The organism is Streptomyces sp. DSM 40868 (genome assembly GCF_011820545.1).
GTDB lineage: Bacteria > Actinomycetota > Actinomycetes > Streptomycetales > Streptomycetaceae > Streptomyces > Streptomyces eurythermus.
In genome coordinates this window covers 5,949,780-5,975,827 of record NZ_CP050504.1, presented here as the reverse complement: position 1 = coordinate 5,975,827, position 26,048 = coordinate 5,949,780, and the positions used below count along the sequence as shown (strand labels likewise).

22 protein-coding genes and 2 pseudogenes are annotated in these 26,048 nt (G+C 71.6%); 11 read left to right on the top strand and 13 right to left on the bottom strand.

Annotated elements, in window-relative coordinates; translation table 11 throughout:
• Positions 1-13: 13 nt before the first annotated feature.
• The gene (locus HB370_RS27335; RefSeq protein WP_030790198.1) at positions 14-1,393 is read right to left on the bottom strand and encodes a cation:dicarboxylase symporter family transporter; all 1,380 of its coding nucleotides are present in this window, start codon (positions 1,391-1,393) and stop codon (positions 14-16) included.
• Between the two features lie 153 nt (positions 1,394-1,546).
• Between HB370_RS27335 and HB370_RS27330 the strand changes: the two genes are divergently transcribed.
• The 6 genes from HB370_RS27330 (at position 1,547) to HB370_RS27305 (ending at position 8,419) form a co-directional block, all read left to right on the top strand.
• Complete coding sequence (locus HB370_RS27330) at positions 1,547-3,607, top strand: sensor histidine kinase (RefSeq protein WP_244405649.1); 2,061 nt, start codon at positions 1,547-1,549, stop codon at positions 3,605-3,607.
• Positions 3,604-4,296, top strand: a complete 693-nt coding sequence (locus HB370_RS27325; RefSeq protein ID WP_030790192.1) for a response regulator — start codon at positions 3,604-3,606, stop codon at positions 4,294-4,296. The genes HB370_RS27330 and HB370_RS27325 overlap by 4 nt, the downstream gene beginning before the upstream one ends.
• Positions 4,297-4,478: 182 nt before the next feature.
• On the top strand, positions 4,479-5,852 hold the full coding sequence (locus tag HB370_RS27320) for an extracellular solute-binding protein (RefSeq protein WP_030790189.1): 1,374 nt from the start codon (positions 4,479-4,481) through the stop codon (positions 5,850-5,852).
• A complete protein-coding gene (locus tag HB370_RS27315; RefSeq protein WP_030790186.1) occupies positions 5,849-6,712 on the top strand; it encodes a sugar ABC transporter permease in 864 nt (287 codons plus the stop codon). The genes HB370_RS27320 and HB370_RS27315 overlap by 4 nt, the downstream gene beginning before the upstream one ends.
• Positions 6,712-7,584: a carbohydrate ABC transporter permease gene (locus HB370_RS27310; RefSeq protein ID WP_030790183.1), complete on the top strand. Its 873-nt coding sequence runs from the start codon at positions 6,712-6,714 to the stop codon at positions 7,582-7,584. Before HB370_RS27315 ends, HB370_RS27310 begins: the two co-directional genes overlap by 1 nt.
• A 127-nt stretch (positions 7,585-7,711) precedes the next feature.
• Positions 7,712-8,419, top strand: a complete 708-nt coding sequence (locus HB370_RS27305) for a transcriptional regulator (RefSeq protein WP_030790180.1) — start codon at positions 7,712-7,714, stop codon at positions 8,417-8,419.
• Positions 8,420-8,465: 46 nt separating this feature from the next.
• Here HB370_RS27305 and HB370_RS27300 read toward each other — a convergent pair whose 3' ends face one another.
• Complete coding sequence (locus HB370_RS27300) at positions 8,466-9,491, bottom strand: ATP-dependent 6-phosphofructokinase (protein ID WP_030790176.1); 1,026 nt, start codon at positions 9,489-9,491, stop codon at positions 8,466-8,468.
• A 193-nt stretch (positions 9,492-9,684) separates the two neighbouring features.
• On the opposite strand from HB370_RS27300, the gene pta reads away from it, so the two are divergent.
• The 3 genes from pta to pyk all read left to right on the top strand — a co-directional run bounded on the left by pta (position 9,685) and on the right by pyk (position 14,501).
• Positions 9,685-11,781, top strand: coding sequence for a phosphate acetyltransferase (gene pta, locus HB370_RS27295; protein WP_030790172.1), 2,097 nt, complete (start codon positions 9,685-9,687; stop codon positions 11,779-11,781).
• On the top strand, positions 11,778-12,989 hold the full coding sequence (locus tag HB370_RS27290; protein WP_030790169.1) for an acetate kinase: 1,212 nt from the start codon (positions 11,778-11,780) through the stop codon (positions 12,987-12,989). Before pta ends, HB370_RS27290 begins: the two co-directional genes overlap by 4 nt.
• 84 nt (positions 12,990-13,073) lie before the next feature.
• Complete coding sequence (gene pyk / locus HB370_RS27285) at positions 13,074-14,501, top strand: pyruvate kinase (RefSeq protein WP_030790167.1); 1,428 nt, start codon at positions 13,074-13,076, stop codon at positions 14,499-14,501.
• Between the two features lie 91 nt (positions 14,502-14,592).
• Here the strand turns inward: pyk and HB370_RS27280 are convergent, their stop codons facing one another.
• The 4 genes from HB370_RS27280 to HB370_RS27265 form a co-directional block, all read right to left on the bottom strand.
• The gene (locus HB370_RS27280; RefSeq protein ID WP_030790165.1) at positions 14,593-16,071 is read right to left on the bottom strand and encodes a hypothetical protein; all 1,479 of its coding nucleotides are present in this window, start codon (positions 16,069-16,071) and stop codon (positions 14,593-14,595) included.
• Positions 16,061-16,606, bottom strand: coding sequence for a DUF6114 domain-containing protein (locus HB370_RS27275; protein WP_030790163.1), 546 nt, complete (start codon positions 16,604-16,606; stop codon positions 16,061-16,063). The genes HB370_RS27280 and HB370_RS27275 overlap by 11 nt, the downstream gene beginning before the upstream one ends.
• Positions 16,607-16,719: 113 nt before the next feature.
• The gene (locus tag HB370_RS27270; protein WP_030790160.1) at positions 16,720-17,379 is read right to left on the bottom strand and encodes a DUF6230 family protein; all 660 of its coding nucleotides are present in this window, start codon (positions 17,377-17,379) and stop codon (positions 16,720-16,722) included.
• A 625-nt stretch (positions 17,380-18,004) separates the two neighbouring features.
• Complete coding sequence (locus HB370_RS27265; RefSeq protein ID WP_030790157.1) at positions 18,005-18,976, bottom strand: tetratricopeptide repeat protein; 972 nt, start codon at positions 18,974-18,976, stop codon at positions 18,005-18,007.
• A gap of 207 nt (positions 18,977-19,183) precedes the next feature.
• Here HB370_RS27265 and HB370_RS27260 point away from each other — a divergent pair, with 207 nt between their 5' ends.
• Positions 19,184-19,810, top strand: a complete 627-nt coding sequence (locus HB370_RS27260) for a TetR/AcrR family transcriptional regulator (protein WP_030790154.1) — start codon at positions 19,184-19,186, stop codon at positions 19,808-19,810.
• A gap of 65 nt (positions 19,811-19,875) precedes the next feature.
• Here the strand turns inward: HB370_RS27260 and HB370_RS27255 are convergent, their stop codons facing one another.
• The 4 genes and pseudogenes from HB370_RS27255 to HB370_RS27240 form a co-directional block, all read right to left on the bottom strand.
• Positions 19,876-21,576, bottom strand: coding sequence for a methylmalonyl-CoA mutase family protein (locus tag HB370_RS27255; protein WP_030790151.1), 1,701 nt, complete (start codon positions 21,574-21,576; stop codon positions 19,876-19,878).
• A gap of 74 nt (positions 21,577-21,650) precedes the next feature.
• Positions 21,651-21,989: a DUF3817 domain-containing protein gene (locus tag HB370_RS27250; RefSeq protein WP_030790148.1), complete on the bottom strand. Its 339-nt coding sequence runs from the start codon at positions 21,987-21,989 to the stop codon at positions 21,651-21,653.
• Between the two features lie 43 nt (positions 21,990-22,032).
• Complete coding sequence (locus tag HB370_RS27245; protein ID WP_030790145.1) at positions 22,033-22,542, bottom strand: MarR family transcriptional regulator; 510 nt, start codon at positions 22,540-22,542, stop codon at positions 22,033-22,035.
• Between the two features lie 11 nt (positions 22,543-22,553).
• Positions 22,554-22,892 (bottom strand): annotated as a pseudogene (locus tag HB370_RS27240) (MFS transporter); the annotation flags it as partial.
• A 4-nt stretch (positions 22,893-22,896) separates the two neighbouring features.
• Between HB370_RS27240 and HB370_RS27235 the strand changes: the two are divergent.
• A pseudogene (locus HB370_RS27235) lies at positions 22,897-23,703 on the top strand (DUF5937 family protein); the annotation flags it as partial.
• A gap of 62 nt (positions 23,704-23,765) precedes the next feature.
• On the opposite strand, the gene HB370_RS27230 reads toward HB370_RS27235, so the two are convergent.
• The 3 genes from HB370_RS27230 to HB370_RS27220 all read right to left on the bottom strand — a co-directional run bounded on the left by HB370_RS27230 (position 23,766) and on the right by HB370_RS27220 (position 25,985).
• The gene (locus HB370_RS27230; RefSeq protein ID WP_030790136.1) at positions 23,766-24,413 is read right to left on the bottom strand and encodes a TetR/AcrR family transcriptional regulator; all 648 of its coding nucleotides are present in this window, start codon (positions 24,411-24,413) and stop codon (positions 23,766-23,768) included.
• On the bottom strand, positions 24,410-25,090 hold the full coding sequence (locus HB370_RS27225; RefSeq protein WP_030790132.1) for a DUF4166 domain-containing protein: 681 nt from the start codon (positions 25,088-25,090) through the stop codon (positions 24,410-24,412). Before HB370_RS27225 ends, HB370_RS27230 begins: the two co-directional genes overlap by 4 nt.
• A gap of 142 nt (positions 25,091-25,232) precedes the next feature.
• Entirely contained in the window at positions 25,233-25,985 is a 753-nt protein-coding gene (locus tag HB370_RS27220; protein WP_030790129.1) for a hypothetical protein, read from the bottom strand.
• Positions 25,986-26,048: the final 63 nt, after the last annotated feature.

The window sequence follows — 26,048 nt, the reverse complement described above, 5'->3', positions numbered from 1 at the left end:
CGGCGGCGGGCGCTCAGGCCTTGACCAGCCCCTCCTCCCGGGCCGACGGGGTCTCGCTCACCGAGGACCGCCCCTCGTCCAGCAGCGTGGTCTCGTCGAACGGCACCTCGCCGGCCAGCACCCGGCGCACCCGGTCCTTGTCGATCTCCTTGGTCCACGTCCCGACCAGGACCGTCGCCACCGCGTTGCCCGCGAAGTTCGTCAGGGCCCGCGCCTCGCTCATGAAGCGGTCGATGCCGACGATCAGCCCGACGCCGTCGACCAGGGCCGGCTTGTGCGACTGCAGGCCGCCGGCCAGCGTGGCGAGGCCCGCGCCGCTGACGCCGGCCGCGCCCTTGGACGCCAGCAGCAGGAACAGCAGCAGCGGGATCTGCTCGCCCACCGACATCGGCGTCCCCAGCGCGTCCGCGATGTACAGCGACGCCATGGTCATGTAGATCATCGTGCCGTCGAGGTTGAACGAGTAGCCCGTCGGCACGGTGATGCCGACCACCGGCCGGCTGACGCCCAGGTGCTCCATCTTCGCGATCAGCCGGGGCAGCGCGGACTCCGACGACGACGTGGACAGGATCAGCAGGAACTCGCGGGCGAGGTACTTGAACAGCGAGAAGACGTTCAGCCCCGCGACGATCCGCAGCAGCGCGCCCAGCACCAGGAAGACGAACAGGAAGCAGGTGACGTAGAAGCCGAGCATCAGCACGGCGAGGCTCTTGAGCGCGTCGACGCCGGCGGAGCCGACCACGGCCGCGATCGCGCCGAACGCGCCGACCGGCGCCGCCCACATCACCATCGACAGGATGCGGAAGACGAGCCGCTGGAGGTGCTCGATCCCGCGCAGCACCGGCTGCCCGGCCGGGCCCATGGCCTGGAGAGCGAACCCGGCGAGCAGCGCCACCAGCAGCGTCTGGAGCACCTGGCCCTGGGTGAACGCGGACACGAACGTGTTCGGGATGATCGACAGCACGAAGTCCACCGGCGGCAGCGCGTCGCTCTCCACCTGGGCGTGCCCGCTCTTGCGGAGCGCGTCGGTCAGGTGCAGCCCGTCGCCCGGGTGCAGCACATTGCCGACCACGAGACCGATGGCGAGCGCGACGAGCGACATCACCAGGAAGTAGCCGAGGGCGATACCGCCGACGGCCCCGACCTTCGCGGCTTTCCGTACCGAACCGATACCGAGCACGATCGTGCAGAAGATGATCGGCGAGATCATCATCTTGATCAGGTTCACAAAGCCGGTGCCCAGCGGCTTCAGCTCCACCGCCGCGTCGGGCCAGATCAGGCCCACGGCGATGCCGAGCGCGACCGCCGCGATGACGGCGATGTACAGGTAATGGGTCCGGTCCCGCTGGGCGCGGGGTGCGGCAGATGCCGTATCGGCGGGGCTGGCGGCCACGACTGCCCTCCTTGACGTCTTCGTCGGCGAACAACCGGCGTGCGGCTCACGTCCGGGCGTTGTTGGGAACGCCGTGACTATCTCCCGGCCTGTGAGGGCGGTCACCCTTCCGTTCATTTAGTTCACGATCGGACGGAGAGGCACACTGCTGACATGCGTCTGCCCGCCCTCCCCCGACCCCGCAGCCTGGCCGGCCAGCTGTTCGCCATGCAGGCCGTGCTGATCGCGGTGGTCGTGGCCGGGTACGCGCTCTTCACCTACGTCAGCGACCGGCGGCAGGCCGAGGAGGCCGCCGCCCGGCAGGCCACGGCGGTGGCCCGGTCGGTCGCCGACGCCCCCTCGGTCCGCGCGGCGATCCGCGGCCCCGACCCCACGGCCCGGCTGGAGCCGTACGCCCTCCAGGTCACCCGGGACGCCAACGTCGACTTCGTGACGATCATGGACCCGTCCGGCATCCGCTGGACCCACCCGGACCGCGCGCAGATCGGCAGACGCTTCCTCGGCAGCATCGAACCCGCCCGGCACGGCCGTACCTTCACCGAGACCTACACCGGCACGCTCGGCCCGTCCGTCCGCGCGGTGACCCCGGTCACGGACGGCGGCCGGATCACCGGGCTGGTGAGCGCCGGCATCAAGGTCGAGACGATCAGCGCCCGGATCCAGGACCAGGTCACCGCGCTGCTCGGGGTGGCCGGCGGGGCGCTGGTACTGGGCGCGGTCGGCACCTACGTGATCAACGCCCGGCTGCGCCGCCACACCCACAACATGAACGCCACCGAGCTGAGCCGGATGCACGACTACCACCAGGCGGCGCTGCACGCGGTCCGGGAAGGGCTGCTCATGCTCGACGGCCAGTACCGCGTCGCCCTGGTCAACGACGGCGGCCGGGAGCTGCTGGGGCTCGGCGGCACCCCGGACGCGGAACTGATCGGCCGCTCGGTCGCCGGGCTCGGCCTGCCGGCCCCGCTGACCGGTGCCCTGCTGTCCTCCGAGCCCCGGGTGGACGAGGTGCACCTGACCGCGTCCCGGGTGCTGGTGGTGAACACCTCCCCGGTGTCCGGGGGCGAGCGCCGGGGCACGGTCGTCACGCTCCGGGACGTCACCGAACTCCAGTCCCTGATGGGCGAACTGGACTCCGAGCGCGGCTTCACGCAGGCGCTGCGCTCGCAGGCGCACGAGGCCGCGAACCGGCTGCACACGGTCGTCTCGCTGATCGAACTGGGCCGGGCCGAGGAGGCGGTCGAGTTCGCCACGGCCGAGCTGGAGCTGGCCCAGGCCCTCACCGACCAGGTGGTGGCGGCGGTCGGCGAGCCGGTGCTGGCCGCGCTGCTGCTGGGCAAGACCGCCCAGGCGCACGAGCGGGGCGTGGAGCTGGTGGTCTCCCCGGACAGCCGCCTGGACGACGGCCTGCTGCCGGCCGAGCTGCCGGCCCGGGACCTGGTCACGATCCTCGGCAACCTGATCGACAACGCGGTGGACGCGGCCCAGGGCAGCGTCCGGGCGCGGGTGACGGTGACGGCGTACGCTTCGGGCGCCGAGCTGGTGCTGCGGGTCTCGGACACCGGCCCCGGCGTCGACCCGGCGCACGCCGGCCTGGTGTTCCAGCGGGGGTTCTCCACCAAGCCGGCCGGGCCGGGCGGGCGGGGACTCGGGCTGGCCCTGGCCCGGCAGGCGGTGACCCGCCACGAGGGCACGCTGACGGTGACGGGGTCCGGCGAGGACGGCGAGGGCGGAGCGGTGTTCGAGGTGCGGTTGCCGTTGCGCACGTCCCTGGACGGTGGCGCAGGCGCGTCACCGGGCGGCGGATCCGCGACTACAGGCGACGACGCGTACGCGTCACCAGGCGGCGCATGCACGTCGACGGGCAACGGGGCCGCGCCCTCGGGCGGTGGTGGACACGGGCTCCCAGGCGACGGGTACGCGTCCGCGCGCGGTGGCGGACACGGACTCCCAGGCGACGGGCACGCGTCCGCGCGCGGTGGCGGATACGCGCCCCCAGGCGACGGACCGGCGACCACGGGCAGCGACGGCTGCGCGTCACCAGGCGGCGCATGCACGTCCGCGGGCGACGGACCCGCGTCCCTGGGTGGCGGCGGACATCCGTCTCCCGCCGGTGGATCCGCGACTCCGGGCAGCGGCGGCTACGCGCCCCGGGGCGACGGAGCCGCGACCACGGGCAGCGGCGCAAGCGCACCCCTGGGCGGCGGCGGATGACGGACGAACGGCAGCCCATCCGCGTCCTCGTCGTCGAGGACGACCCGGTGGCCGCCGACGCGCACGTGATGTACGTCGGCCGGGTGCCGGGGTTCGTCGCGGTCGGGAAGGCGCACACGGGCGCGGAGGCCCGGCGGATCCTGGACCGCACCCCGGTGGACCTGCTCCTGCTGGACCTGCACCTGCCCGACGTGCACGGCTTGCAGCTGGCCAGGTCGCTGCGCGCGGGCGGGCACCACGCGGACGTGATCGCGGTGACCTCGGCGCGGGACCTGGCGGTGGTGCGGGAGGGCGTCTCGCTGGGCGTCGTCCAGTACGTCCTGAAACCGTTCACCTTCGCGACGCTCCGGGACCGGCTGATGCGCTACGCCGAGTTCCACGCGGCGGCGGGCGAGGCGAGCGGCCAGGACGAGGTCGACCGGGCCCTGGCGGCCCTGCGCGCCCCCACGCCGGCGGCCCTGCCGAAGGGCCTGAGCGCACCGACGCTGCAACGGGTGACGGGCGCGCTGCGGGAGGCGCCGGACGGGCTCACGGCGACCGGGCTGGCCGAGGCGGTGGGCATCTCCCGCATCACGGCCCGCCGCTACCTGGAACACCTGGTGGACACGGGCCGCGCCGCCCGGAGCCCGCTGTACGGGCAGGTGGGCCGGCCGGAGCTGGTGTACCGGTGGGTGCCGCAGGGGCGGTGAAGGCCACGGCGCGGGGGCGTACCCCGGCCGCCCCCGCCCGGGTACGGCGGACCGGGCGGTGCCCGGGGCGGCCCGGCCGGCGCGCGCTATCACCCCGCAGACGCATTGACCTGACCGGAGCAGCGCTCTTACCTTCACACGGCAGTCATCTCCGCGCCACCCCCACGTGCGCTCAGGAGGTCATGCCCGTGCGCCCCACCGCCGCCCTCTCCACCCTCCTCGCCGCCGCCGTCTCCGTCACCGCGCTCGCCGCCTGCGGCAGCGGTTCCGGTCGCGACCCGGACACGGTCAAGGTGTCGTACAAGCAGTCCACCGACAACTCCGTCAAGGTGGCGGACACCTACCTGACCGATGTCAGGAAGCAGTTCGAGCGCGAACACCCCGGCAAGAAGGTGGAGTTCGTGCCGATCAAGGCACCGGACGCGGAGTACTACACCAAGCTCCAGCAGATGCTGCGCTCCCCGCGCACCGCCCCGGACCTGGTCTACGAGGACACCTTCCTCATCAACTCCGACATCACCAGCGGGTACTTGAGACCGCTCGACGCCTATCTGGCCAAGTGGCCGGACTGGAAGCAGTTCATCGGCAGCGCGAAGGCGGCGGCGAAGGGCCGGGACGGGAAGACGTACGGGGTGCCGGACGGCACGGACACCCGCGGACTCTGGTACGACAGGCGGGTGTTCGCGAAGGCGGGCCTGCCGGCGGACTGGCGGCCGCGGACCTGGGCGGACGTCCTGACCGCCGCCCGCACCATCAAGCGGAAGGTCCCCGGCGTCGTCCCGCTCAACGTCTACACCGGCAAACCGGCGGGTGAACGGGCCACGATGCAGGGCTTCCAGATGCTCCTGTACGGCACGGGCGACGGCTCCTCGGACCCGCTGTACGACGACACCGCCGGCAAGTGGGTCGTCGGGTCCCGGGGCTTCAAGGACGCGCTGACGTTCGTGGAGACCGTCTACCGGGAGAAACTCGGCCCCGACGTCTCCGACGCCCTCGACCCGAACTTCAACACCACCGTCAACGGCGAACTGCTCCCCCAGGGGAAGCTCGGCATCGCCCTCGACGGCTCCTGGCTGCCGCTGGCCTGGCTGCCGGGTTCCGGGCACGAGTGGCCCGACTGGTCCCGGCGGCTGGGGCTCGCCGCCATGCCCACCCAGCACGGCCAGGCGCCCGGCAAGGTGAGCATGTCCGGCGGCTGGACCTGGGCCATCCCGGCGAAGGCGGCCAACCCCGGCCTCGCCTTCGACTTCGTCAAGACGCTCCAGACGAAGGACAACGCCCGCAAGTGGTACATCGCCAACTCCGGCATCGCCGTACGCGAGGACGTCGCCGCCGACCCCGCGTACACCGGCGCCCAGCCCGGCCTGCGGTTCTTCACCGGCCTGGTGGCCCACACGCACTACCGGCCCGCGTACCCGGCGTACCCGAAGGTGTCGACCGCCATCCAGGAGGCCATGGAGGGCGTCACGACCGGTGACCTGTCGGTGGCGGAGGCGGCGAGCGGCTACGACGCCACCGTCAAGGACGTCACCGGCGGCCGAGTGGTCCGCAGGTGAGGCGCGGGCACCCGGCCGTCCGGGCCCTCCCGCTCCTTCCCGCGCTGGTCCTGCTGCTGCTCTTCCTCGCCGGGCCGATCGCCTACTGCGTCTGGATCGCCTTCACCGACCTCCAGCTCACCGGCCAGGCCCACTCCTCCTTCACCGGCCTCGCCAACTTCCGCCGGGCCTTGAGGGACGACGCGTTCGTGAACGCCGTACGGCTGACCCTGGTGTTCACGGTGCTGTCCTCGCTCGTCGGGCAGAACACCCTCGGGCTCGCGCTGGCCGCGCTGATGAAGCGCGCCTCGAAACCCGTCCGCACCCTCACCGGCGGGGTGGTGATCACCGCGTGGGTGCTGCCGGAGGTGGTGGCCGGGTTCCTGCTGTACGCGTTCTTCCGCCGCGAGGGCACGCTGAACGCCGTCCTGGACTGGCTGGGGCTGCCCCGGCAGAACTGGCTGTTCACGCTGCCCATCCTCGCCGTGTCCTTCGCCAACGTCTGGCGCGGGACGGCGTTCTCGATGCTGGTGTACTCCGCCGCGCTGGACGAGATCCCCGCCGAGATCACCGAGGCCGCCGAGGTGGACGGGGCCGGCGGATGGCGGCGGCTGTGGCACATCACGCTGCCGATGATCCGCCGCTCCATCGGCACCAACCTGATGCTCAACACCCTCCAGACGCTCTCGGTGTTCGGGCTGATCTGGGTGATGACGCGGGGCGGGCCCGGCGACCGCAGCCAGACCCTGCCGCTGTTCATGTACGAACAGGCGTTCCAGAACAGCATGATCGGGTACGGCACGGCGGTCGCGCTGCTCCTGCTGCTGGTCGGCTCCCTGTTCTCCGTGGTCTATCTGCGGCTGCTGCGGACGGAGGTCTGATGCCCCGCCGACGCGCCCCACGCCCACGCGCCTCCCGCCGGGGCCCGTTCCGCCGGCGCGCCACCCGGCGGCTCGCCGCCGACCTCGCGCTGCTCGCCATGGCCGCCGCCTTCGCGCTGCCGCTGGCCTGGGTGCTGCTGTCCGCCGTGGACCCGGGCGCCGGCCTGCGGGTACGGGTCCCGGACGGGCTCACCCTGGACAACTTCCGCGCGGTCCTCACCCCCGACATCACCTACACGCCGCTGCTCAACAGCCTGCTGCTGTGCGGGGGCGGCACGGCGCTGACCGTCGGCTGCGCGGCCCTCGCCGCGTACCCGCTGTCCCGGTTCCCCTCCCGGCTGAACCGGCCGTTCCTGCTGACCATCCTGTTCGCGACCAGCCTGCCCATCACGGCGATCATGGTGCCGGTGTACGCCCTGTTCGTCCGGGTGAACCTGATCGACACCCTCCAGGGCACCGTCTTCTTCTTCGCCGCCTCCCAACTCCCCTTCGCCATCTGGCTGATGAAGAATTTCATGGACAGTGTGCCGAGGGAGCTGGAGGAGGCGGCCTGGACGGACGGGGCCTCGGCGGCGCAGTCGCTGGTGCGGATCGTGCTGCCGCTGATGGGGCCCGGGCTGGCCGTGGTGACGGTGTTCTCGTTCGTGATGATGTGGGGGAACTTCTTCGTCCCGTTCATGCTGCTGCTCACCCCCGACCGGATGCCGGCCTCGGTGAGCGTCAACGACTTCTTCGGCAACCGGGGCATGGTGGCCTACGGCCAGCTCGCCGCGTTCTCCGTGCTCTACTCGACGCCCGTGATCCTGCTGTACGTGCTGGTGGCCCGGCGGCTGGGCGGTGGGTTCGCGCTGGGCGGGGCGGTGAAGGGGTGATGCCGCGACGGGGGGTGACACCGGGTGCCGGGGTATGCCCGGCGATCACCCCGTACGTTCCTACGATCCGTGATCTCGGCGGAACCGACCGTGGTCAGGACCCCTCCGCGCCCCTACGTTGTGCGAGGTGCGCCCACCCTCAGCCCAACCGAACCCCCCGGCTCTCCCGTTCGACGCCCCGGCCGCCCGCAGGCTCCGCGCCGCCCTCGGCATGGGGCCCGAGCACGTCGCCCACGGAATGCGCGTCTCGTACGGGCTGCCGTACGTCACCGCCGATCTCGTGATCGCCTGGGAGCGCGGCACGGTCTCGCCCGGCAACCCCGAACTCACCGCGCTGGCGGGCGTGTTGTGGTGTTCGCCGGGTGAGCTGATCAGCCGGCCGCGGACCCTGCGCGAGCATCGCGTCGCCCGGTCCGTGGCGCCCGAGGACGTCGCCCATGCCGTCGGCATGGACCTGCGCGCGTACCTGAGGGCGGAGGAGAGCGGGGTGTGGCGGGGCAACGAGCGCCAGTCGGCCGCGCTCGCACGGATCCTCCGGCTGGCGCTGCCCGACTTCGTCGCCGTCACCGGCCGCGAGGCGAAGCTGGCGGAGCTGCTGCGCAGCGCGGTGACGACCCGCTGGCAGGCGTATGTGCGGCCGCTGCTGAAGCTCGTCCCCCTGGACCGGGACGTCCTGGAGCCGGTCCTTCAGGAGCTGCACCAGGACTACCAGGGGCACATGGCCGCCACCCTCGGCTGGGGCGGCGGCAGCCGGAGCGCCGGCGAACCGGGGCAGCGGTTCCTGGACGCCATCGTGGAGGCCTTCTGGCGGTCCGTGACGGACCGGACCGCCTGACGGACGGCGCTCGCGGCCGGTTCCCGACCGGCCGCGACCGGTTGTCCTAGAAGACCGACTCGGCCTCGTCCATGCGGTCCTTCGGCACCGTCTTCAGCTCGGTGACGGCCTCCGCGAGCGGCACCATCACGATGTCGGTGCCGCGCAGCGCGGTCATCCTGCCGAACTCGCCGCGGTGCGCGGCCTCGACGGCGTGCCAGCCGAAGCGGGTGGCGAGGACGCGGTCGTAGGCGGTGGGGACGCCGCCGCGCTGGACGTGGCCGAGGATGACCGGCTTGGCCTCCTTGCCGAGGCGCCGCTCCAGCTCGTAGGCGAGGGCGGTGCCGATGCCCTGGAAGCGCTCATGGCCGTACTGGTCGATCTCGCCCTTGCCGTAGTCCATGGTGCCCTCGGCGGGGTGGGCGCCCTCGGCGACGCAGATGACCGCGAACTTCTTGCCGCGGGCGAACCGCTCCTCGACCATCTTGACCAGGTCGGCGGGGTCGAAGGGCCGCTCGGGCAGGCAGATGCCGTGGGCGCCGGCGGCCATGCCGGACTCCAGGGCGATCCAGCCGGCGTGCCGGCCCATGACCTCGACGACCATCACCCGCTGGTGGGACTCGGCGGTGGTCTTCAGGCGGTCCATCGCCTCGGTTGCCACGCCCACGGCCGTGTCGAAGCCGAAGGTGCGGTCGGTGGAGGAGATGTCGTTGTCGATGGTCTTCGGTACGCCGACGACCGGCAGGCCCGCGTCGGAGAGCATGCGGGCCGCGGTGAGGGTGCCCTCGCCGCCGATCGGGATCAGCGCGTCGATGCCGAACTCCTCGACCATGTCCGCCGCGCCCTCGCAGGCCTCGCGCAGCCGGTCGCGCTCCAGGCGGGAGGAGCCGAGGATGGTGCCGCCGCGGGCCAGGATGCCGCTGACCGCGTCCAGGTCGAGGGGCCGGTAGTGGCGGTCGAGCAGGCCGCGGTAGCCGTCCTCGAAGCCGATGACCTCGTCCCCGTACTGGGCGACCGCCCGGTGCACGACCGAGCGGATCACGGCGTTCAGGCCGGGGCAGTCGCCGCCTGCGGTGAGAACTCCGATGCGCATCGTGCTGTGTCTCCTGCTCGCTGTCGTGTGCCGGTGAGCCAGTGCCGATTCTTTCACGTCCGCCGATGCGGTGAAGTCCTGACGGGCGCCTTATCCGTCAGCAGGGGTATTGTCAAGAGGGTTCGGCTCACCTCGGTGGGCGATTTTTATGCCGAAGAGGCGACAGAAGCGACATGAGGAACGGAGTGGACACGTGACGCGCAGCGTGTACGTGACCGGGATCGACCGCGGTGACGGCCGCCAGGTCGTGGAGCTGGGGGTCATGGAACTCCTCACCCGGCAGGTCGACCGGGTGGGCGTGTTCCGTCCGCTCGTCCACGACGGGCCCGATCGGCTGTTCGAGCTGCTGCGGGCCCGGTACCGCCTCGCGCAGGACCCGGCGACGGTCTACGGCATGGACTACCGGGAGGCGTCCGCGCTCCAGGCCGAGCAGGGCACGGACGAGCTGGTCTCCGCCCTCGTCGACCGCTTCCACCTGGTGGCCCGGGACTACGACGTGGTCCTGGTCCTCGGCACCGACTTCGCCGACACCCAGCTGCCGGACGAGCTGTCCCTGAACGCCCGGCTCGCCAACGAGTTCGGCGCCTCGGTCATCCCCGTGGTGGGCGGCCGCAAGCAGACCGCCGAGGCGGTGCTGGCCGAGACCCGCAACGCCTACCGCGCCTACGACGGGCTCGGCTGCGACGTGCTGGCCATGGTCACCAACCGGGTGGCCCGAGAGGACCGCGACAAGATCGCCGAGCGGCTGGCCGACCGGCTGCCGGTGCCCTGCTACGTGGTCCCGGACGAGCCCGCCCTCTCCGCGCCGACGGTCGCCCAGATCGCCCAGACCCTGGACGCCAGGGTGCTGCTCGGCGACGACTCCGGCCTCGCCCGGGACGCGATGAACTTCGTCTTCGGCGGCGCCATGTTGCCCAACCTGCTGGGCGCCCTGACCCCGGGCTGCCTGGTGGTCACCCCGGGCGACCGGGCCGACCTGGTCGTGGGCTCGCTGGCCGCGCACAGCGCCGGCACCCCGCCGATCGCCGGTGTGCTGCTGACGCTCAACGAGGTGCCGCGCGACGAGATCCTCACCCTGGCCGCCCGGCTCGCCCCGGGCACCCCGGTGCTGTCGGTGTCCGGCAACAGCTTCCCCACCGCCGAGCAGCTGTTCTCCCTGGAGGGCAAGCTGAACGCGGCCACCCCGCGCAAGGCGGAGACCGCGCTCGGCCTGTTCGAGCGCCACGTCGACACCGCCGAGCTGGCCCGCCGGGTCTCGGCGCCGAGCAGCGACCGGGTCACCCCGATGATGTTCGAGCACAAGCTGCTGGAGCAGGCCCGCTCCGACAAGCGCCGCGTGGTGCTCCCGGAGGGCACCGAGGAGCGGGTGCTGCACGCGGCCGAGGTGCTGCTGCGCCGGGGCGTGTGCGACCTGACCCTGCTCGGCCCCGAGGACCGGATCCGCAAGAAGGCCGCGGACCTCGGCATCGACCTCGGCGACACCCAGCTGATCGACCCGGCCACCTCCGGGCTGCGCGACGCCTTCGCCGAGAAGTACGCGGCCCTGCGCGCCCACAAGGGCGTCACGGTGGAGCTGGCCTACGACGTCGTCTCCGACGTGAACTACTTCGGCACCCTGATGGTCCAGGAGGGCCTGGCCGACGGCATGGTCTCCGGCTCGGTGCACTCCACGGCCGCCACCATCCGGCCCGCCTTCGAGATCATCAAGACCCGGCCGGACGCCTCCATCGTCTCGTCGGTGTTCTTCATGTGCCTGGCCGACAAGGTGCTGGTCTACGGTGACTGCGCGGTCAACCCGGACCCGAACGCCGAGCAGCTCGCGGACATCGCCATCCAGTCGGCGGCCACCGCGGCCCGGTTCGGTGTGGAGCCGCGGATCGCGATGCTGTCGTACTCCACCGGCACCTCCGGCTCGGGCGCCGACGTGGACAAGGTGCGCGAGGCCACCGAGCTGGCCCGCTCGCGCCGGCCGGACCTGAAGATCGAGGGCCCGATCCAGTACGACGCGGCCGTGGAGCCGTCCGTCGCGGCGACCAAGCTGCCCGACTCGGATGTGGCCGGGCAGGCGACGGTTCTGATCTTCCCGGACCTCAATACGGGCAACAACACCTACAAGGCCGTGCAGCGCTCGGCCGGCGCGATCGCCGTCGGCCCGGTCCTGCAGGGCCTGCGCAAGCCGGTCAACGACCTGTCCCGCGGCGCCCTCGTCCAGGACATCGTCAACACGGTCGCCATCACGGCGATCCAGGCCCAGACCCCCACCCCCACCGAGAAGGCGTCCCAGCAGTGACCTCCCCCACCCGTGTCCTCGTCCTCAACTCCGGCTCCTCGTCGCTGAAGTACCAGCTGCTGGACATGCGGGACAGCAGCCGCCTCGCGGTGGGCCTGGTCGAGCGGATCGGCGAGCAGACCTCCCGGATCGAGCACACCTGCCTCACCGGCGGCGGCACCCGCGAGCACACCGGCCCCATCGCCGACCACGAGGCCGCCCTCAAGGCGGTCGGGGAGGAGCTGAGCCGCGACGGCCTCGGCCTTGACTCCCCCGAACTGGCCGCCATCGGGCACCGGGTGGTGCACGGCGGGATGTTCTTCACCGAGCCCACCGTCATCGACGACGAGGTGCTCACCGAGATCGAGCGGCTGATCCCGGTCGCCCCGCTGCACAACCCGGCCAACCTCACCGGCATCCGCACCGCCCAGGCGCTGCGCCCGGACCTGCCCCAGGTCGCCGTCTTCGACACCGCGTTCCACACGACGATGCCGGAGTCCGCGGCGCGCTACGCCATCGACCCGAAGATCGCCGACCGCCACCGGATCCGCCGCTACGGCTTCCACGGCACCTCGCACGCCTACGTCTCCCGCGAGACCGCGCGGCTGCTGGGCAAGGACCCGTCCGAGGTCAACGTGATCGTGCTGCACCTGGGCAACGGCGCCTCCGCCTCCGCGGTGGAAAAGGGCCGCTGTGTGGACACCTCCATGGGACTGACCCCCTTGGAGGGGCTGGTGATGGGTACGCGGTCCGGTGATCTGGATCCGGCCGTCATCTTCCATTTGGCCCGGGTTGGCGATATGTCCATGGACGAGATCGACACTCTTCTCAACAAGAGGAGCGGCCTGTTCGGTCTGTGCGGGGACAACGACATGCGGGAGATCCGCCGCCGGATCGACGAGGGCGACGAAGAGGCCGCGCTCGCCTTCGACATTTACATTCACCGGATCAGGAAGTACATCGGCGCCTATTACGCGGTGCTCGGCACCGTGGACGCGGTGGCCTTCACGGCCGGGGTCGGGGAGAACGCGGCACCGGTGCGGGAGGCGGCGATCGCGGGCCTGGAGAGCCTGGGCCTGGCCGTCGACCCCGAGCGCAACGCCGTGCGCGGCGGCGGGGCGCGGCTGATTTCGCCGGACACCGCCCGGGTGGCGGTCGCCGTGGTGCCGACGGATGAAGAACTGGAGATCGCGACGCAGACCTACGCACTGGTCGGAAAGAACAACTGAATAGCACCTGAGCGGTGTGGCACTCATTTGTATCTTCCGCCAGACGGAATATTCCGTAGCGAAACAAACCGATAGGATCGCCCCATGCGCCGTTCGAAAATCGTCTGTACTCTCGGCCCCGCGGTCGACTCCCACGAGATGCTCGTCGCCATGATCGAGGCGGGCATGAACGTAGCCCGCTTCAACTTCAGCCACGGCACCCACGCCGAGCACCAGGCGCGGTACGACCGCGTCCGGGCCGCGTCCAAGGAGACCGGCCGCCCCATCGGCGTCCTCGCCGACCTCCAGGGCCCGAAGATCCGTCTGGAGACCTTCGCCGAGGGTCCGGTCGAGCTGGAGCGCGGTGACGAGTTCGTCATCACGACCGAGGACGTGCCGGGCGACAAGCACATCTGCGGTACGACGTACAAGGGGCTGCCGGGCGATGTCTCGCGCGGCGACCAGGTCCTGATCAACGACGGCAACGTCGAGCTGAAGGTCCTGGACGTCGAGGGCCCGCGGGTGCGGACGATCGTCATCGAGGGCGGTGTCGTCTCCGACCACAAGGGCATCAACCTGCCCGGCGCGGCCGTGAACGTGCCCGCGCTGAGCGAGAAGGACGTCGAGGACCTGCGCTTCGCCCTCCGCATGGGCTGCGACATGGTCGCGCTGTCCTTCGTCCGGGACGCCAAGGACATCCAGGACGTGCACCGCGTCATGGACGAGGAGGGCCGCCGCGTCCCCGTCATCGCCAAGGTGGAGAAGCCGCAGGCGGTGGAGAACATGGAGGACGTCGTCGCGGCGTTCGACGCGGTGATGGTCGCCCGTGGTGACCTCGCCGTCGAGTACCCGCTCGAAAAGGTCCCCATGGTGCAGAAGCGCCTGATCGAGCTGTGCCGGCGCAACGCCAAGCCCGTGATCGTCGCGACCCAGATGATGGAGTCGATGATCACCAACTCCCGGCCGACCCGCGCCGAGGCCTCGGACGTGGCCAACGCGATCCTGGACGGCGCCGACGCGGTCATGCTGTCGGCCGAGTCCTCGGTGGGCGCGTACCCGGTCGAGACGGTCAAGACCATGTCGAAGATCGTCACCGCGGCCGAGCAGGAGCTGCTGTCCAAGGGTCTGCAGCCGCTGGTGCCGGGCAAGAAGCCGCGCACCCAGGGCGGTTCGGTGGCCCGCGCGGCCTGCGAGATCGCCGACTTCCTCGGCGGCAAGGGCCTGATCGCGTTCACCAAGTCCGGTGACACCGCGCGCCGGCTGTCCCGCTACCGGGCCACCCAGCCGATCATCGCCTTCACCACGGACGAGTCGACCCGCAACCAGCTCACCCTGAGCTGGGGCGTCGAGTCCTACGTCGTGCCGTTCGTGAACACCACGGACGAGATGGTCGACCTGGTGGACCAGGAGGTCGCCAAGCTGAGCCGGTTCGACGCGGGCGACACCGTGATCATCACCGCCGGCTCGCCCCCCGGCGTCCCCGGCACCACCAACATGCTCCGCGTCCACCACCTGGGCAACCAGAGCAGCTGACCCGGCCGGTCCCGTGACACACCGAGGGCGCCCCCTGCGACAGGGGGCGCCCTCGGCCTTGTGCGGCTCCCGGACCGGCTTGTGCGACCGCTCAGTCGGTCGTGTACATGTGCATACCCGGAATGTGCAGGTTGCCGCCGAACTGGGCCGCCTGGACCACCTTGACGTGGGTGAAGTAGATCAGCGGGATGTTCAGCGGGGGCGGGCTGTCGGGGCTGAAGGTCACCGGGAGCAGCCCGAAGAGGTTCCCGGAGATGCTCTCGGTGTACATCACCGTGTCGCCGCCGGTGATGGTGGACGTCGAGTCCTTGGCGGCCTGGACGTGGTAGGTCTTGTTCGCCTGCTTGTCCTTGACCGTCTGGTGCAGGTCACCGATCTCGGTGCCGCCCGAGATGACGTACTTCAGCACCTTCTTCGTGGTGCCGTTCGCCCTCCTCACCTCCACGATGCCCTGGTAGTCGGCGCCCTTGAGGTACAGGGAGCTGGCGTCCAGGTACCAGGGGTCGTCCGCCACCGCCACGGTGTTGTCGACGCCGCCCTCTTCGTCCGTGGCCACCGGGCAGTCCTCCGGGGCGGCGGACTCGCTCCCGGACGGGCTCGGCGTGCCCGAAGGGCTGGACGACGGGGCGTCCGAAGGGGTGGACGACGGGGTGGACGGAGGACTGGTCGACGGGGTCGGGGTCGGGGTCGGGGTCGCGTCCCCGGCCGGCTCGGTGGTGTCCTTCCCGCCGGACTTCGTGCCGGTGCCGGTGGTGTCGTCGGCCGCCTTGACCGTGTCCCCGGCCGGCTCGGTGGTGTCCTCGGTCTTCGGCGACCGGGACGCCGTAGGGGCCGGGTCCGAAGCCTCCGTGGAGGTACCGGTGTCGTCGTCCCGGCCGCCGGTGAGGAGGTCACCGACCGCGTCGCCGATGGTGTCCAGGAGGTTCCCGTCCCGGGTCTGCGTCGGCGCGTCCGTGTCACCGCCGGAGCCCGAACCCGGGTCGGCCGCACCGGAGTCCGGTCCGGAGCGGTCCGAACTCGTGCCGGACGAGCCGGAGTTGCCCGCGTCCGGCCCGGCGGAAGCGGAGTCCGAAGTCGCGGTCGGGGCGGGCGTGGCCTTGTCGTCGGAACCTGAATCCGGCGAAGAGGCACCACCCTTCTCCCGCGTCTTCTCGCTCGCGCTCTCCTTGCCGCTCGCAGTGGTCTCCTTCGACGGCGCGTCCGACGGGTTCTCGGAGGCGGACGGCGACGGTGACCGGGAAGGGTCCTTGTCCTTGCCTTTCTCCTCGTCCAGCGCCTTGACGCAGGCCTCGTACTCCTCACGCGTCAGGTCCTTGGCCGACGCGGAGGTGGACGCGGACGGGTGCGGGGACGGGGAAGAGGAGTTGCCGTTGTTGTCGGCGAGGGCCAGCGTGGACGTGAGGCCCATGCCCATGAGCACGGCCGTGGGCATCGCCACGGAGGCTATGGCCTTGCCGGCCGGCATGTGGAACCTGGTGAACAGTGACTTCCTGGGGGCCGCGTGGCGGGGCCCGGTTCTCCCGCGGGACCCGTCCACGTCACTCCCGCGGGTCACCTCGTCAGCCGGCACTGTGCCTCCCGTTCGCCCCGTTGGCCGGGATCGTTCCTGACAGGTCGTTGGATCCCTGCACCCCGTGGGCCGTCCCGGACCCCGCGTCCCCGGGAGCACCGTCGTCGCCGGCCGGGGCCGCCGCTGCCCGCCCCGCCGACTTGTCCGGCGCCCAGGCCACCGCCATGGCACCGCCGAACAGCGAGAGCAGGAACCCGACGATGAAGCCACCGAAGTTGGAGACCGGGAGGGACACCAGCGCCAGCAGGATCGCGGCGACGCCGGCGAAGACCCGCACGTGCTGCTGGAACCACAGGGTCAGGCCCAGGACGACGAGGAGCACACCGATGATCAGGGACCCCGCTCCCGCGGTGGTCGCCATCGCCACCGTGAGCTGACCGAACTTGATGTGCGCGTACGGGAAGTACATGATCGGAAAGCCGCCGAGCATGACGTACAGTCCCGCCCAGAACGGGCGGCGGCCCCGCCAGGCGCGGAACTGCAGCCTCCGGCGGGTGAACTGACCGGGTGCGGCGGCAGAAGTCTCGGCGCTCATGGACAACAGCTCCCTGGTGCGGCGTTGCTCTGGTGATGTGGTACTGGCTGGGAAGGCCAAGGGGTGAGGGGAGGGCGGGGAAACCGGTGGCTCCCCCGCCCGTCATCGTGTGCCTAGTAGCACTCGATTCCCTTGCCGCTGCCCCAGCTCAGACCCATGTGCAGGTTGGACAGCTTGAACGAGCCGGCGGTCGTCGCCCACGCCGTCTGCTCCACGTTGGTCAGCGTGGCCGTCTTGGCCTGCTGCGCGAACCCGAAGGGGCTGGCCTTCTGCTGGGCGTACTCCTCGGGGTTGGGCTTGGGGCCCTTGGTGGCGCTGCCGGCCGCGACACCGATGTCCATCTCCCCGAACAGAGCCTCTTCGGCCTTGAGGTTGGCGACGTCGATGTAGAGCTGCTCCGCATGGACCTTCTTGCCCTGGTCACCCGCGGTCAGCTTGAGGGTGACCTTCTTGCCCAGCAACGGAATGGGAGTGACCACGGACTGGCACATGTCGGTGATCTCGGCCGATTTGAACGCCGAGATCGCCACCGGATGCGCCTGGTCCTCTTTGCCGTCGAGGGACTTGCCCGTGTCGATCGCGCCGTACTGGGTGAAGCCCGTGCCTTCGAGCAGACCGGCGCGGACCTTGAACTCCTGCCCCGACACACTGAACGAAGCCGCGAGAGCGCCCTGCGCGAGGGCGACACCTATCGCGGCTGTAGCGGCCACGCTGGGCACCATGACCACAGCGAACCGCTTCCATCTGGTCCCGCCACGCACCTGGGACTCCATATTTCCTCCTTCTCGGACGTACATCTCCTGGCCCGGCTCGCCCTCGGTTCGGCGGCTCAGCCGGGCAGGGATGGGAGAAGTGCTACGTCCTCGGAAAGGAGAGCGCCCGCACTCGGCGGCGCACTGCGCGCCCGAATCACCGGCGATCACCCCCGAGCGACAACCACTGGGTCGCGCCTGACACACATCACGCACAACCTTGCTGGACAGGCTTCGCCGGGGTGGCGAAGACCCCCCTGCCCTGGACCCGGCGCCACTGCCGCCGGCCCCGCTCGGTGGGGACCCAGATTGCCCCGTGACCCGGCCGGCTGCCGGGGTACGGGAATGGACCGAGCGTCGCCGATCGTGGTGCATTCTCGGCCTGGACACAAGGGGGTTCGTTACTGGCTAGTAACGGCGAGATAACCGGAGGACGACCTACCGGTCTCGGAGCGCGACGTACGGTCGCACCGCTGGGCAGAGCAAAGCCGTTGATCCCTGGACGAATCCAGACAGACCAACGGCCTCGATTTACTCGGAGTAACAGCGGCCGCGTTTCCCAAGATTTGGTAAAGCGCGACCGCCGTGGCGCCCTGGCGGAGAATCTTTCACCACGGCATCACAAGCCGTGGCCGGGTACCGCCCCTCAGAAAAGGGCGCGCGCGAGGGCCCTGCGAGCCGCCACGACCCGCGGGTCCTCCTGGCCCACGACCTCGAACAGCTCCAGCAGCCGGCGCCGTACGGCGTCCCGGTCGTCACCCGCCGTACGCTGCACGGTCTCGATCAGCCGGCCGAACGCGTCCTCGACGTGACCGCCCACCAGATCCAGGTCGGCGGCGGCGATCTGCGCCTCGGCGTCCTTGGGCTTGTCGGCGGCTTCCTGACGCACCTTCTGCGGGTCCATGCCCTGCACGCGCCGGAGCAACTCGGCCTGCGCCAGGCCCAGCTTGGCCTCCGGGTGGGCCGGATCGTCGGCCAGCACGTTCTGGTACGCCCGCACGGCGCCGTCCAGGTCGCCCGCGTCCAGCGCCTGCGCGGCGGCGTTCAGCGCCGCGTCGTACGGGCCCTCGGCCGGCGCGGCCACCGGCGCGCCGCCCGGCTCGGCCTCCGGGTCGACGGTCAGGCCGGTCAGGCCGAAGCGCTGCTCGGCCACCGCCACCAGCTGGTCCAGGGTCTGCCGGATCTGCTCCTCGCCGGCCGCGCCCTGGAACAGCGGGAGGGCCTGGCCCGCGACGACGGCGAAGACGGCCGGGATGCCCTGGATCCCGAACTGCTGCATCAGCATCTGGTTGGCGTCGACGTCGATCTTGGCGAGGAGGAAGCGCCCGTTGTACTCGACGGCCAGCCGCTCCAGGACCGGGCTCAGCTGCTTGCAGGGCTGACACCACTCGGCCCAGAAGTCGATGACGACGGGGACTTCGGCGGAGCGCTGCAGGACGTCCCGCTCGAATCCTGCCTCATCGACGTCGATGACGAGATCGGCCGGGGAGACGGCCCCCGTCCCGCCCTGGCGGGCGGCTTCGGCGCGTGCCTGCTCGGCCTTGGCCTTGGCCTCCTGGGCCGCCTTCACCGCGGCGAGGTCGACGACACCGCTCATGGACATGTTCCGTGGCTGCATGCGTCTATCCTCCCCCGAGCCGGCGCCTGAACGAAAAAGCATTGTGTGGCGCCGGGTCCCCACCCGCGCCTTGTGGCCATCGCCCGTGTACGTCCCTCACGAGCTTTCGCTACGAGTCGTAGCGTAATGCCACGAGGGCATCGCGCGACACCGCACCCCGGTGATCTCCCTCACGGCCCCCCGGGACCCGCCGGTTATGGTCGGGGAATGCAGAGCCGCACCCCCGTCAGCCGTACCGGACGCCCGCGCAGCGCCGCCGCGGACACCGCGATCCTGGCCGCGACCCGGGAGGCTCTGGTCGAGCTGGGCTGGTCCAAGCTCACCCTGTCGGACGTCGCGACGCGCGCCGGGGTTGCCAAGACGACCCTGTACCGCCGCTGGGCAGGCAAGAACGAACTGGTCGTGGACGCCGTCGCGGAACTCTTCGACGAGCTGGAACTCCCCGACCTCGGCAGCCTCGCCGCCGACATCGAGGGCGTGGTCCTGCAGTTCGCGGCCATCCTCGCGCGCCCGGAGGCCCGCAGCGGGCTGATGGCGGTGGTCGCCGAGTCCACCCGCGACGACGCGCTGCGCGAACGCATCCGCGCCTCGATCGTGGACCGGCAGATGCGCCTGGTCCTCCAGGGCCGCGCCCGCGCCCAGCACCGCGGCGAACTCCCCCCGGAGCCGGACCCCGAGCAGGCGGCCCGCACGGTCGGCCTGATCTTCGACATGGTCGCGGGCGCGGTGGTCCACCGCACCCTGGTCAGCGGCAAACCGGCCGACGAGGAATGGGTCCACAGCTTCATCCGGATCCTCCTGCTGGGCCTCGCGGGAGCGGCCCGCACCCCCTAGGGAGCCCGCACGGACGTGCCGCCCGCGGGGACGTTTCCCGGCGGGCGGCACATCGGCGGTTCCGGTCAGAAGCCGGCCGGCTCGGTGTAGACCCCCCACTCGTCCCGCAGCACCCCGCAGATCTCGCCCAGGGTGGCCTCGGCGCGTACGGCGTCCAGCATCGGCTCGATCATGTTGGCCCCGGAACGGGCCGCCGCCAGCATGCCGTCGAGGGCGGCGCGCACGGCCGCCTCGTCGCGGGCCGCCTTGCGCTCGGCGAGGACCCGGACCTGCTCGCGCTCCACCTCGTGGCTGACCCGCAGGATCTCCAGGTCCCCGGTCACCGACCCGGTGTGGACGTTGACGCCCACCACCTTCTTGTCGCCCTTCTCCAGGGCCTGCTGGTAGCGGAAGGCGGACTCGGCTATCTCGCCGGTGAACCAGCCGTCCTCTATACCGCGCAGAATCCCGGAGGTGATGGGCCCGATCGGGTGACGCCCGTCCGGGTGAGCCCTGAGGCCCCGCTCCTTGATCTGCTCGAATATCTTCTCCGCGTCCGCCTCGATCCGGTCCGTCAGCTGCTCGACGTACCAGGAACCGCCCAGCGGGTCGGCCACATTGGCGACCCCGGTCTCCTCCATCAGCACCTGCTGGGTGCGCAGCGCGATCTCCGCCGCCTGCTCACTGGGCAGCGCGAGGGTCTCGTCCAGGGCGTTGGTGTGCAGCGAGTTCGTCCCGCCGAGCACGGCGGCCAGCGCCTCCACGGCCGTACGCACCACGTTGTTGTACGGCTGCTGCGCGGTCAGCGACACACCGGCCGTCTGGGTGTGGAACCGGAGCCACTGCGCCTTGTCGCTCTTCGCCCCGTACACGTCCCGCATCCACCGCGCCCAGATGCGCCGGGCCGCGCGGAACTTGGCGATCTCCTCGAAGAAGTCCACGTGCGCGTCGAAGAAGAAGGACAGCCCCGGCGCGAAGACGTCCACGTCCAGGCCGCGGCTGAGCCCCAGCTCGACGTACCCGAACCCGTCGGCCAGGGTGTACGCCAGTTCCTGCGCGGCCGTGGCCCCGGCCTCCCGGATGTGGTAGCCGGAGACCGAGAGCGGCTTGTACGCGGGGATGCCCGCCGCGCAGTACTCCATCAGGTCGCCGATCAGCCGCAGATGGGGCTCCGGCTGGAACAGCCACTCCTTCTGCGCGATGTACTCCTTGAAGATGTCCGTCTGCAGGGTCCCGTTGAGCACCCGCGGATCGACGCCCTGCCGCTCGGCGGCGACCAGGTACATGCAGAAGACGGGCACGGCCGGACCGCTGATGGTCATGGAGGTCGTCACATCCCCCAGCGGGATGTCCTTGAACAGCACCTCCATGTCGGCGGCCGAGTCGATGGCGACCCCGCAGTGCCCGACCTCGCCGAGCGAGCGCGGGTCGTCGGAGTCGCGCCCCATGAGCGTCGGCATGTCGAAGGCGACGGACAGCCCTCCGCCGCCCGCCGCGAGGATCATCTTGTACCGCTCGTTGGTCTGCTCGGCGTTGCCGAAGCCGGCGAACTGGCGGATGGTCCAGGTGCGCCCCCGGTAGCCGGTCGGATGGAGCCCGCGCGTGAAGGGGTACTCCCCGGGCCAGCCGATCCGCTCGAATCCCTCGTACGTGTCACCCGGCCGGGGCCCGTACACCGGTTCCACGGGGTCACCGGAGAGTGTGGTGAAGTCCGCGTCCCGCTTGCGCGCGGCGTCGTAACGGGCCTGCCAGCGGCGGCGGCCCTCCTCGATGGCGTGAGCGTCCATACCCTCGAATTTACTTGGACGTCCTAGTAAATGTCGATGGCAGACCGCCGCACGGTATCCGTACGGCGGTGTCGCTACGCCTCGGCGACGGCCGGGGTCTGCCCGGCGGCCTTGGCCTCGAGCTCGCGGCTGATCTTGCGCTCGACGAAGAACGCGGCCGTGGGGATCGTGCCCGCGATCAGCACCCACAGCTGCTTGCCGACCGGCCACTTCGCCTTGGAACCCAGGTCGAAGGCGAAGATCAGGTAGACCACGTACAGCCAGCCGTGGGCGATGGCGACGACCCGCGTGAAGTCGGCGGCGCCGTTCATGTCCAGCCCGTACTTCGCGATCATGCTCAGGCACAGCAGCACCAGCAGGACACCGGTGGTGTAGGCCAGGACGCGGTAGCGGGTCAGCACGCTCTTTTTCATGGAGTCGAGCGTAACCACCCGTTCCGGGAGATCTTGTCCCGGGTCACTCCTCCGTGAAGTCGTGTGCCGCGATCCGCAGCGGGCGGAACATCGCGAAGATCTCGCGGCACTCCTCCGCGTCGTACACGCCGAGCCCGAAGTCCATGGCCATCAGGTCGCGGGTGGCCGCGTCGACCACCTCGCGGCCCTTGTCGGTGATGACGGCGAGGGTGCCCCGGCCGTCGTTGGGGTTGGGACGCTTGGCCACCAGCCCGGACCTCACCAGCCGGTCCACGGTGTTCGTCACGGACGTGGGATGCACCATCAGCCGCTCACCGATCTTGGACATCGGCAGCTCACCGGCCTTGGAGAAGGTGAGCAGGACGAGCGCCTCGTAGCGGGCGAACGTCAGCCCGTACGGCTTGACCACCGCGTCGACCTCCGCGAGCAGGATCTGCTGGGCCCGCATGATGGAGGTGATCGCGGCCATGGAGGGCACGTTTCCCCATCGCTGCTTCCACAGCTCGTCGGCGCGGGCGATGGGGTCGAACGGAAGGCTGAGAGGCTTGGGCACGTCATCAGACCCTACCGGCCGGTCATATGCCGGTCAGCCCTGTCTCGGCTTTCGGTCACCGGCCGTTCCCGCCGGGCGCGCAGGGCGAGCACGCGGCAGCACAGGGTGCCGAGCGCGCCGGCGCCCGTGACGGCGGCCCGCACCCCCACCGCCTGCGCGGCCGGCCCGGCCAGCGCCATGCCCGCGCCCTGGAACGTCATCAGCCCGGCGCTCAGCACGGTCATGGCCCGACCGCGCAGTTCCTCGGGCACCACCCGCACGAACCACTGGTCCAGCCCGAGGGTGTACGCCGATCCGGCCCCGGACAGCAGCAGGAGCAGCAGGGAGCCGGCGAGCCCGGGACGCAGGGCGAGACCGCTGTGGCTGCCGATGCCCCGGTGGGGGCACGCGCCGGACCGGCTCGGGCCGCCGCCGCTCGGCCCGGCCGCGACGTTCGAGGAGGAGATCGCGGCCGTCCGGGCGTCCGATCCCGAGGCGGCCCGCGAGGACACCGCCCGGTCGCCGGCCTGCACCCCGGGCGCCCTGGAGTCGGGGCACGGCCGGGCCTGGCTGGCGGATCCGGCGCGGATGGTCCGGGAGCTGGCGGACGTCCTGGAGCGGGCGTGGCGGGTGCTGGTGGAGCCGGACCGGCCGCGGCTGCGGGCCCTGCTGGAGGCGGACGTGGTCTTCCACTCGCGGCGGCCGGCCGAGGTGGGGCTCGGCAGGCTGCTGCCGGAGCTGGACCCCCGGCTGTCCTGGAACGGCCGGACGCTGGCCCTCGCGCCGCACCTCGAGTACGCCCGCGACCTCGGCGGGCGGGGTCTGGTGCTGATGCCGAGCGTCTTCTCCTGGCCGGACGTGGTCACGGATTTCGAGGCCCCGTGGCAGCCCACGCTGGTCTATCCGGCCCGCGGTCCGGGGGGCCTGTGGACGGAGCCGGGCGCCCGGGACGCCGAGGCGCTGGTACGGCTGCTGGGCCGCAACCGCGCCGCCGTCCTCGTAGCGCTGGCGGAACCCGCGACCACCGGTGCCCTCGCCCACCGGCTGGGCCTCGCGCCGTCCTCGGTGTCGTCCCACCTGACGATCCTGCGCGACGCGGGCCTGCCGACCTCCCGCCGCTACGGCCACCAGGTGCTGTACGAGCGGACGCCGCTGGGGGTGGCGCTGGCGTCGGGAGGGTGACGGCCCCCGGACGGAAGGGGCGCGGGCAACCGTCATGCCACACCGGCACCCGCCGCCCCCGGCTACTGGGTCCGCCGCCGCAGCCGGTGCCGTACGGCGCGCTGGGCGACCGGGCCCAGGGACTCCACCGCGGCGACCAGGGCCCCCAGCTGCTCCAGCGCGTCCAGCGCCGCCCCGGCCCCGGCCTCGTCCACCCCTTCGTACAGCTCGATCCCGACGAAGGACGCGGCGACCGCGCGCGCCAGCCCCGCCGGATCGGTGAACTCGCCGAACGGTGTCGCCGCCAGGACGCGGCGCAGGGCCTGCTCGATCTCGGTGATCCACAGGTCGAGCCCGGCGGCGGTGGCCGGGCCCAGGCCGGGGTGGGTCGGGGCGCCGGCCAGCAGCTGGCCGAGCAGGGCGACATGACCCCCGGCCCGCTCGCGCTCGTGGATCTCGCGGCCGACGGTCAGGAGTTCGGACAGCGTGCCCACCTCGGCGAGCCGCTCCCGGTAGCGGGCCACCGCCTTTTCCGCGCCGTACCGGCAGGCCGCGGCGAGCAGTTCGTCCACGGATCCGAAGTGGTAGAAGACCAGCGCCTGGTTGACGCCGGCCGTCGCGGCCACCGTACGGGCCGAGGTCTTGGCGATGCCCTGTTCGGTGAGGGTGCGCAGGGCGCCCTCCAGCAGTCTGGTCTTGGTCTCCAGGGACTTCGCGGTCTCCGGGCTCATGCGCGCGCCTCCTCCCGCACCGGGCGCAGTCCGGGCCGTACGCCGCGGGTGCGGATGTCGGTGTACGAGGCGGTGAAGGACCCCTCGTAGCCGAAGAGCGGCCCGAAGTACCGGTTCACCACGCGCACCCGGATGCGGAAACGGCCGGTGGTGTCGTCGTAGGACTCGCGCACCTCGGCGGTGGCGCCGACGAGGTCGGGGACGCGGAGGTCCACCGGGCCCTCCCGGAACCGGTGTGTCCCGGAGCGGATGAGCAGGGAGCCGTCGGGTTCGGCGTGGAAGCGCAGGTCGGTGGCGAGGTGCTGGTGGGTGCCGAGGTAGTCCAGGACGCGGTCGCCGCGGGGGCCGAGGACCATCTGCGCGTCGAAGCGGCGGGGCCGGCCGGGCAGGTCGAAAGTGCGCACGAAGCTCACCGTCTCACGGCCGAAGCCGTCGGTGTACGGCACGTTCTCGATCACGAAGGGGACGTTCCGGCCGGCCCGCGGGACGAGGATGTTGCGGGTGCCGCCGAGGGCGAGGAACGGCTTGACGAACGCCGGTCCGTGCCAGATCCGGTCCATCACGCCCCGGCCGGTGCATGCCTCGCCGCTGGTCAGGCCGACCGAGAAGCGGCGGCGCAGGGCGGGGTGGAGGCGGTCGAAGGCGGGGCCCATCGCGGCCTGGAAGATCGAGGTCATCGGCACTTCTCCAGGGGCGTCGTCGGTGCGGGTCCGGGGGTGTCTTCGGCGTTCGGCCCGCGGGCGTGGTCGGTGCTGGTCCAGGGGTATCGCCGGTGCGGGTCCGCAGGCGTCGTCGGTGCGGGTCCGGGGAGGCGCTTCGTCATCCGTGTTCCTCCAGCGTCTTCAGCAGGCGGGGCGCCCTGGTGCGGGTGGCCGGCGCGCGCAGGCAGCGGCGGGCGGCCGGGGTGCCGGCGAGGGGTGCTTTGAACAGGGCGAGGAAGACGCCGGGTACGAGCAGCAGCGGGCACAGGTAGGCCGTCGCGTCGGCGAAGGGGCCGGGCAGGCCGGGGGGCGAGCCGTGGCCGAGCACGGTCAGGCAGAGGGCGAGGACCAGGGCCCGGACGGTGAGTTCGGCGAGCCAGTTGCGGCGGGCCCGCTCCGGGGTGATGCCCCGCTCCAGCCAGAGCCGGAGCCGGTCGAAGGACCAGGCGGTCGCCCAGCCCATGAGGGGGCGGAACAGCAGGCGGTCGGCGAGGGCGCCGGGGCGGCCCCAGCGCGGGCGGTAGTCGTAGCCGGTGAGGAAGCGGACGCCGTGGGCGTCGGGCACGTAGCGCCAGTAGCCGCTGCCCTCGGCGATGAGGGAGAGGGGGTGGGGGGAGGAGAAGCGCAGGGCGGAGGTGCGGGTGCCGTCGGCGCGTTCCTTCTCGCCGGCGGCGACGCCGGTGCCGGAGACGGTGAGGAACGGCAGCACGCGCGTGGCGTAGCGGAAGCGCTGGGGTTCGCCTTCCGCGCGCGGGAGGTGGTCGATCTGGGTGAAGCGCAGGTCCCAGCGTTGGTGCCGGGCGGGGTCCTGGGTGCGCGCCCACAGGTCGTCGAGGTCGGCGCGGATGTGCGTCTCTATGTAGAGACCCATGTGTTCCCCCACGTGAGCACGGTGTTTGAGCGACTGCTCAAATCGTCTGGCGCCGAACGTACA

What these genes read in the sequence shown, in the direction of transcription:
- HB370_RS27260 (WP_030790154.1), top strand. Translation starts at nt 19,184, where the DNA reads ATGCAGAGCCGCACCCCCGTCAGCCGTACCGGACGCCCGCGCAGCGCC.
- HB370_RS27300 (WP_030790176.1), bottom strand. Translation starts at nt 9,491, where the DNA reads ATGCGCATCGGAGTTCTCACCGCAGGCGGCGACTGCCCCGGCCTGAAC.
- HB370_RS27275 (WP_030790163.1), bottom strand. Translation starts at nt 16,606, where the DNA reads ATGAGCGCCGAGACTTCTGCCGCCGCACCCGGTCAGTTCACCCGCCGG.
- HB370_RS27265 (WP_030790157.1), bottom strand. Translation starts at nt 18,976, where the DNA reads ATGCAGCCACGGAACATGTCCATGAGCGGTGTCGTCGACCTCGCCGCG.
- HB370_RS27270 (WP_030790160.1), bottom strand. Translation starts at nt 17,379, where the DNA reads ATGGAGTCCCAGGTGCGTGGCGGGACCAGATGGAAGCGGTTCGCTGTG.
- HB370_RS27225 (WP_030790132.1), bottom strand. Translation starts at nt 25,090, where the DNA reads ATGACCTCGATCTTCCAGGCCGCGATGGGCCCCGCCTTCGACCGCCTC.
- pyk (WP_030790167.1), top strand. Translation starts at nt 13,074, where the DNA reads ATGCGCCGTTCGAAAATCGTCTGTACTCTCGGCCCCGCGGTCGACTCC.
- HB370_RS27320 (WP_030790189.1), top strand. Translation starts at nt 4,479, where the DNA reads ATGCCCGTGCGCCCCACCGCCGCCCTCTCCACCCTCCTCGCCGCCGCC.
- HB370_RS27250 (WP_030790148.1), bottom strand. Translation starts at nt 21,989, where the DNA reads ATGAAAAAGAGCGTGCTGACCCGCTACCGCGTCCTGGCCTACACCACC.
- HB370_RS27230 (WP_030790136.1), bottom strand. Translation starts at nt 24,413, where the DNA reads ATGAGCCCGGAGACCGCGAAGTCCCTGGAGACCAAGACCAGACTGCTG.
- HB370_RS27255 (WP_030790151.1), bottom strand. Translation starts at nt 21,576, where the DNA reads ATGGACGCTCACGCCATCGAGGAGGGCCGCCGCCGCTGGCAGGCCCGT.
- HB370_RS27220 (WP_030790129.1), bottom strand. Translation starts at nt 25,985, where the DNA reads ATGGGTCTCTACATAGAGACGCACATCCGCGCCGACCTCGACGACCTG.
- HB370_RS27310 (WP_030790183.1), top strand. Translation starts at nt 6,712, where the DNA reads ATGCCCCGCCGACGCGCCCCACGCCCACGCGCCTCCCGCCGGGGCCCG.
- HB370_RS27325 (WP_030790192.1), top strand. Translation starts at nt 3,604, where the DNA reads ATGACGGACGAACGGCAGCCCATCCGCGTCCTCGTCGTCGAGGACGAC.
- HB370_RS27330 (WP_244405649.1), top strand. Translation starts at nt 1,547, where the DNA reads ATGCGTCTGCCCGCCCTCCCCCGACCCCGCAGCCTGGCCGGCCAGCTG.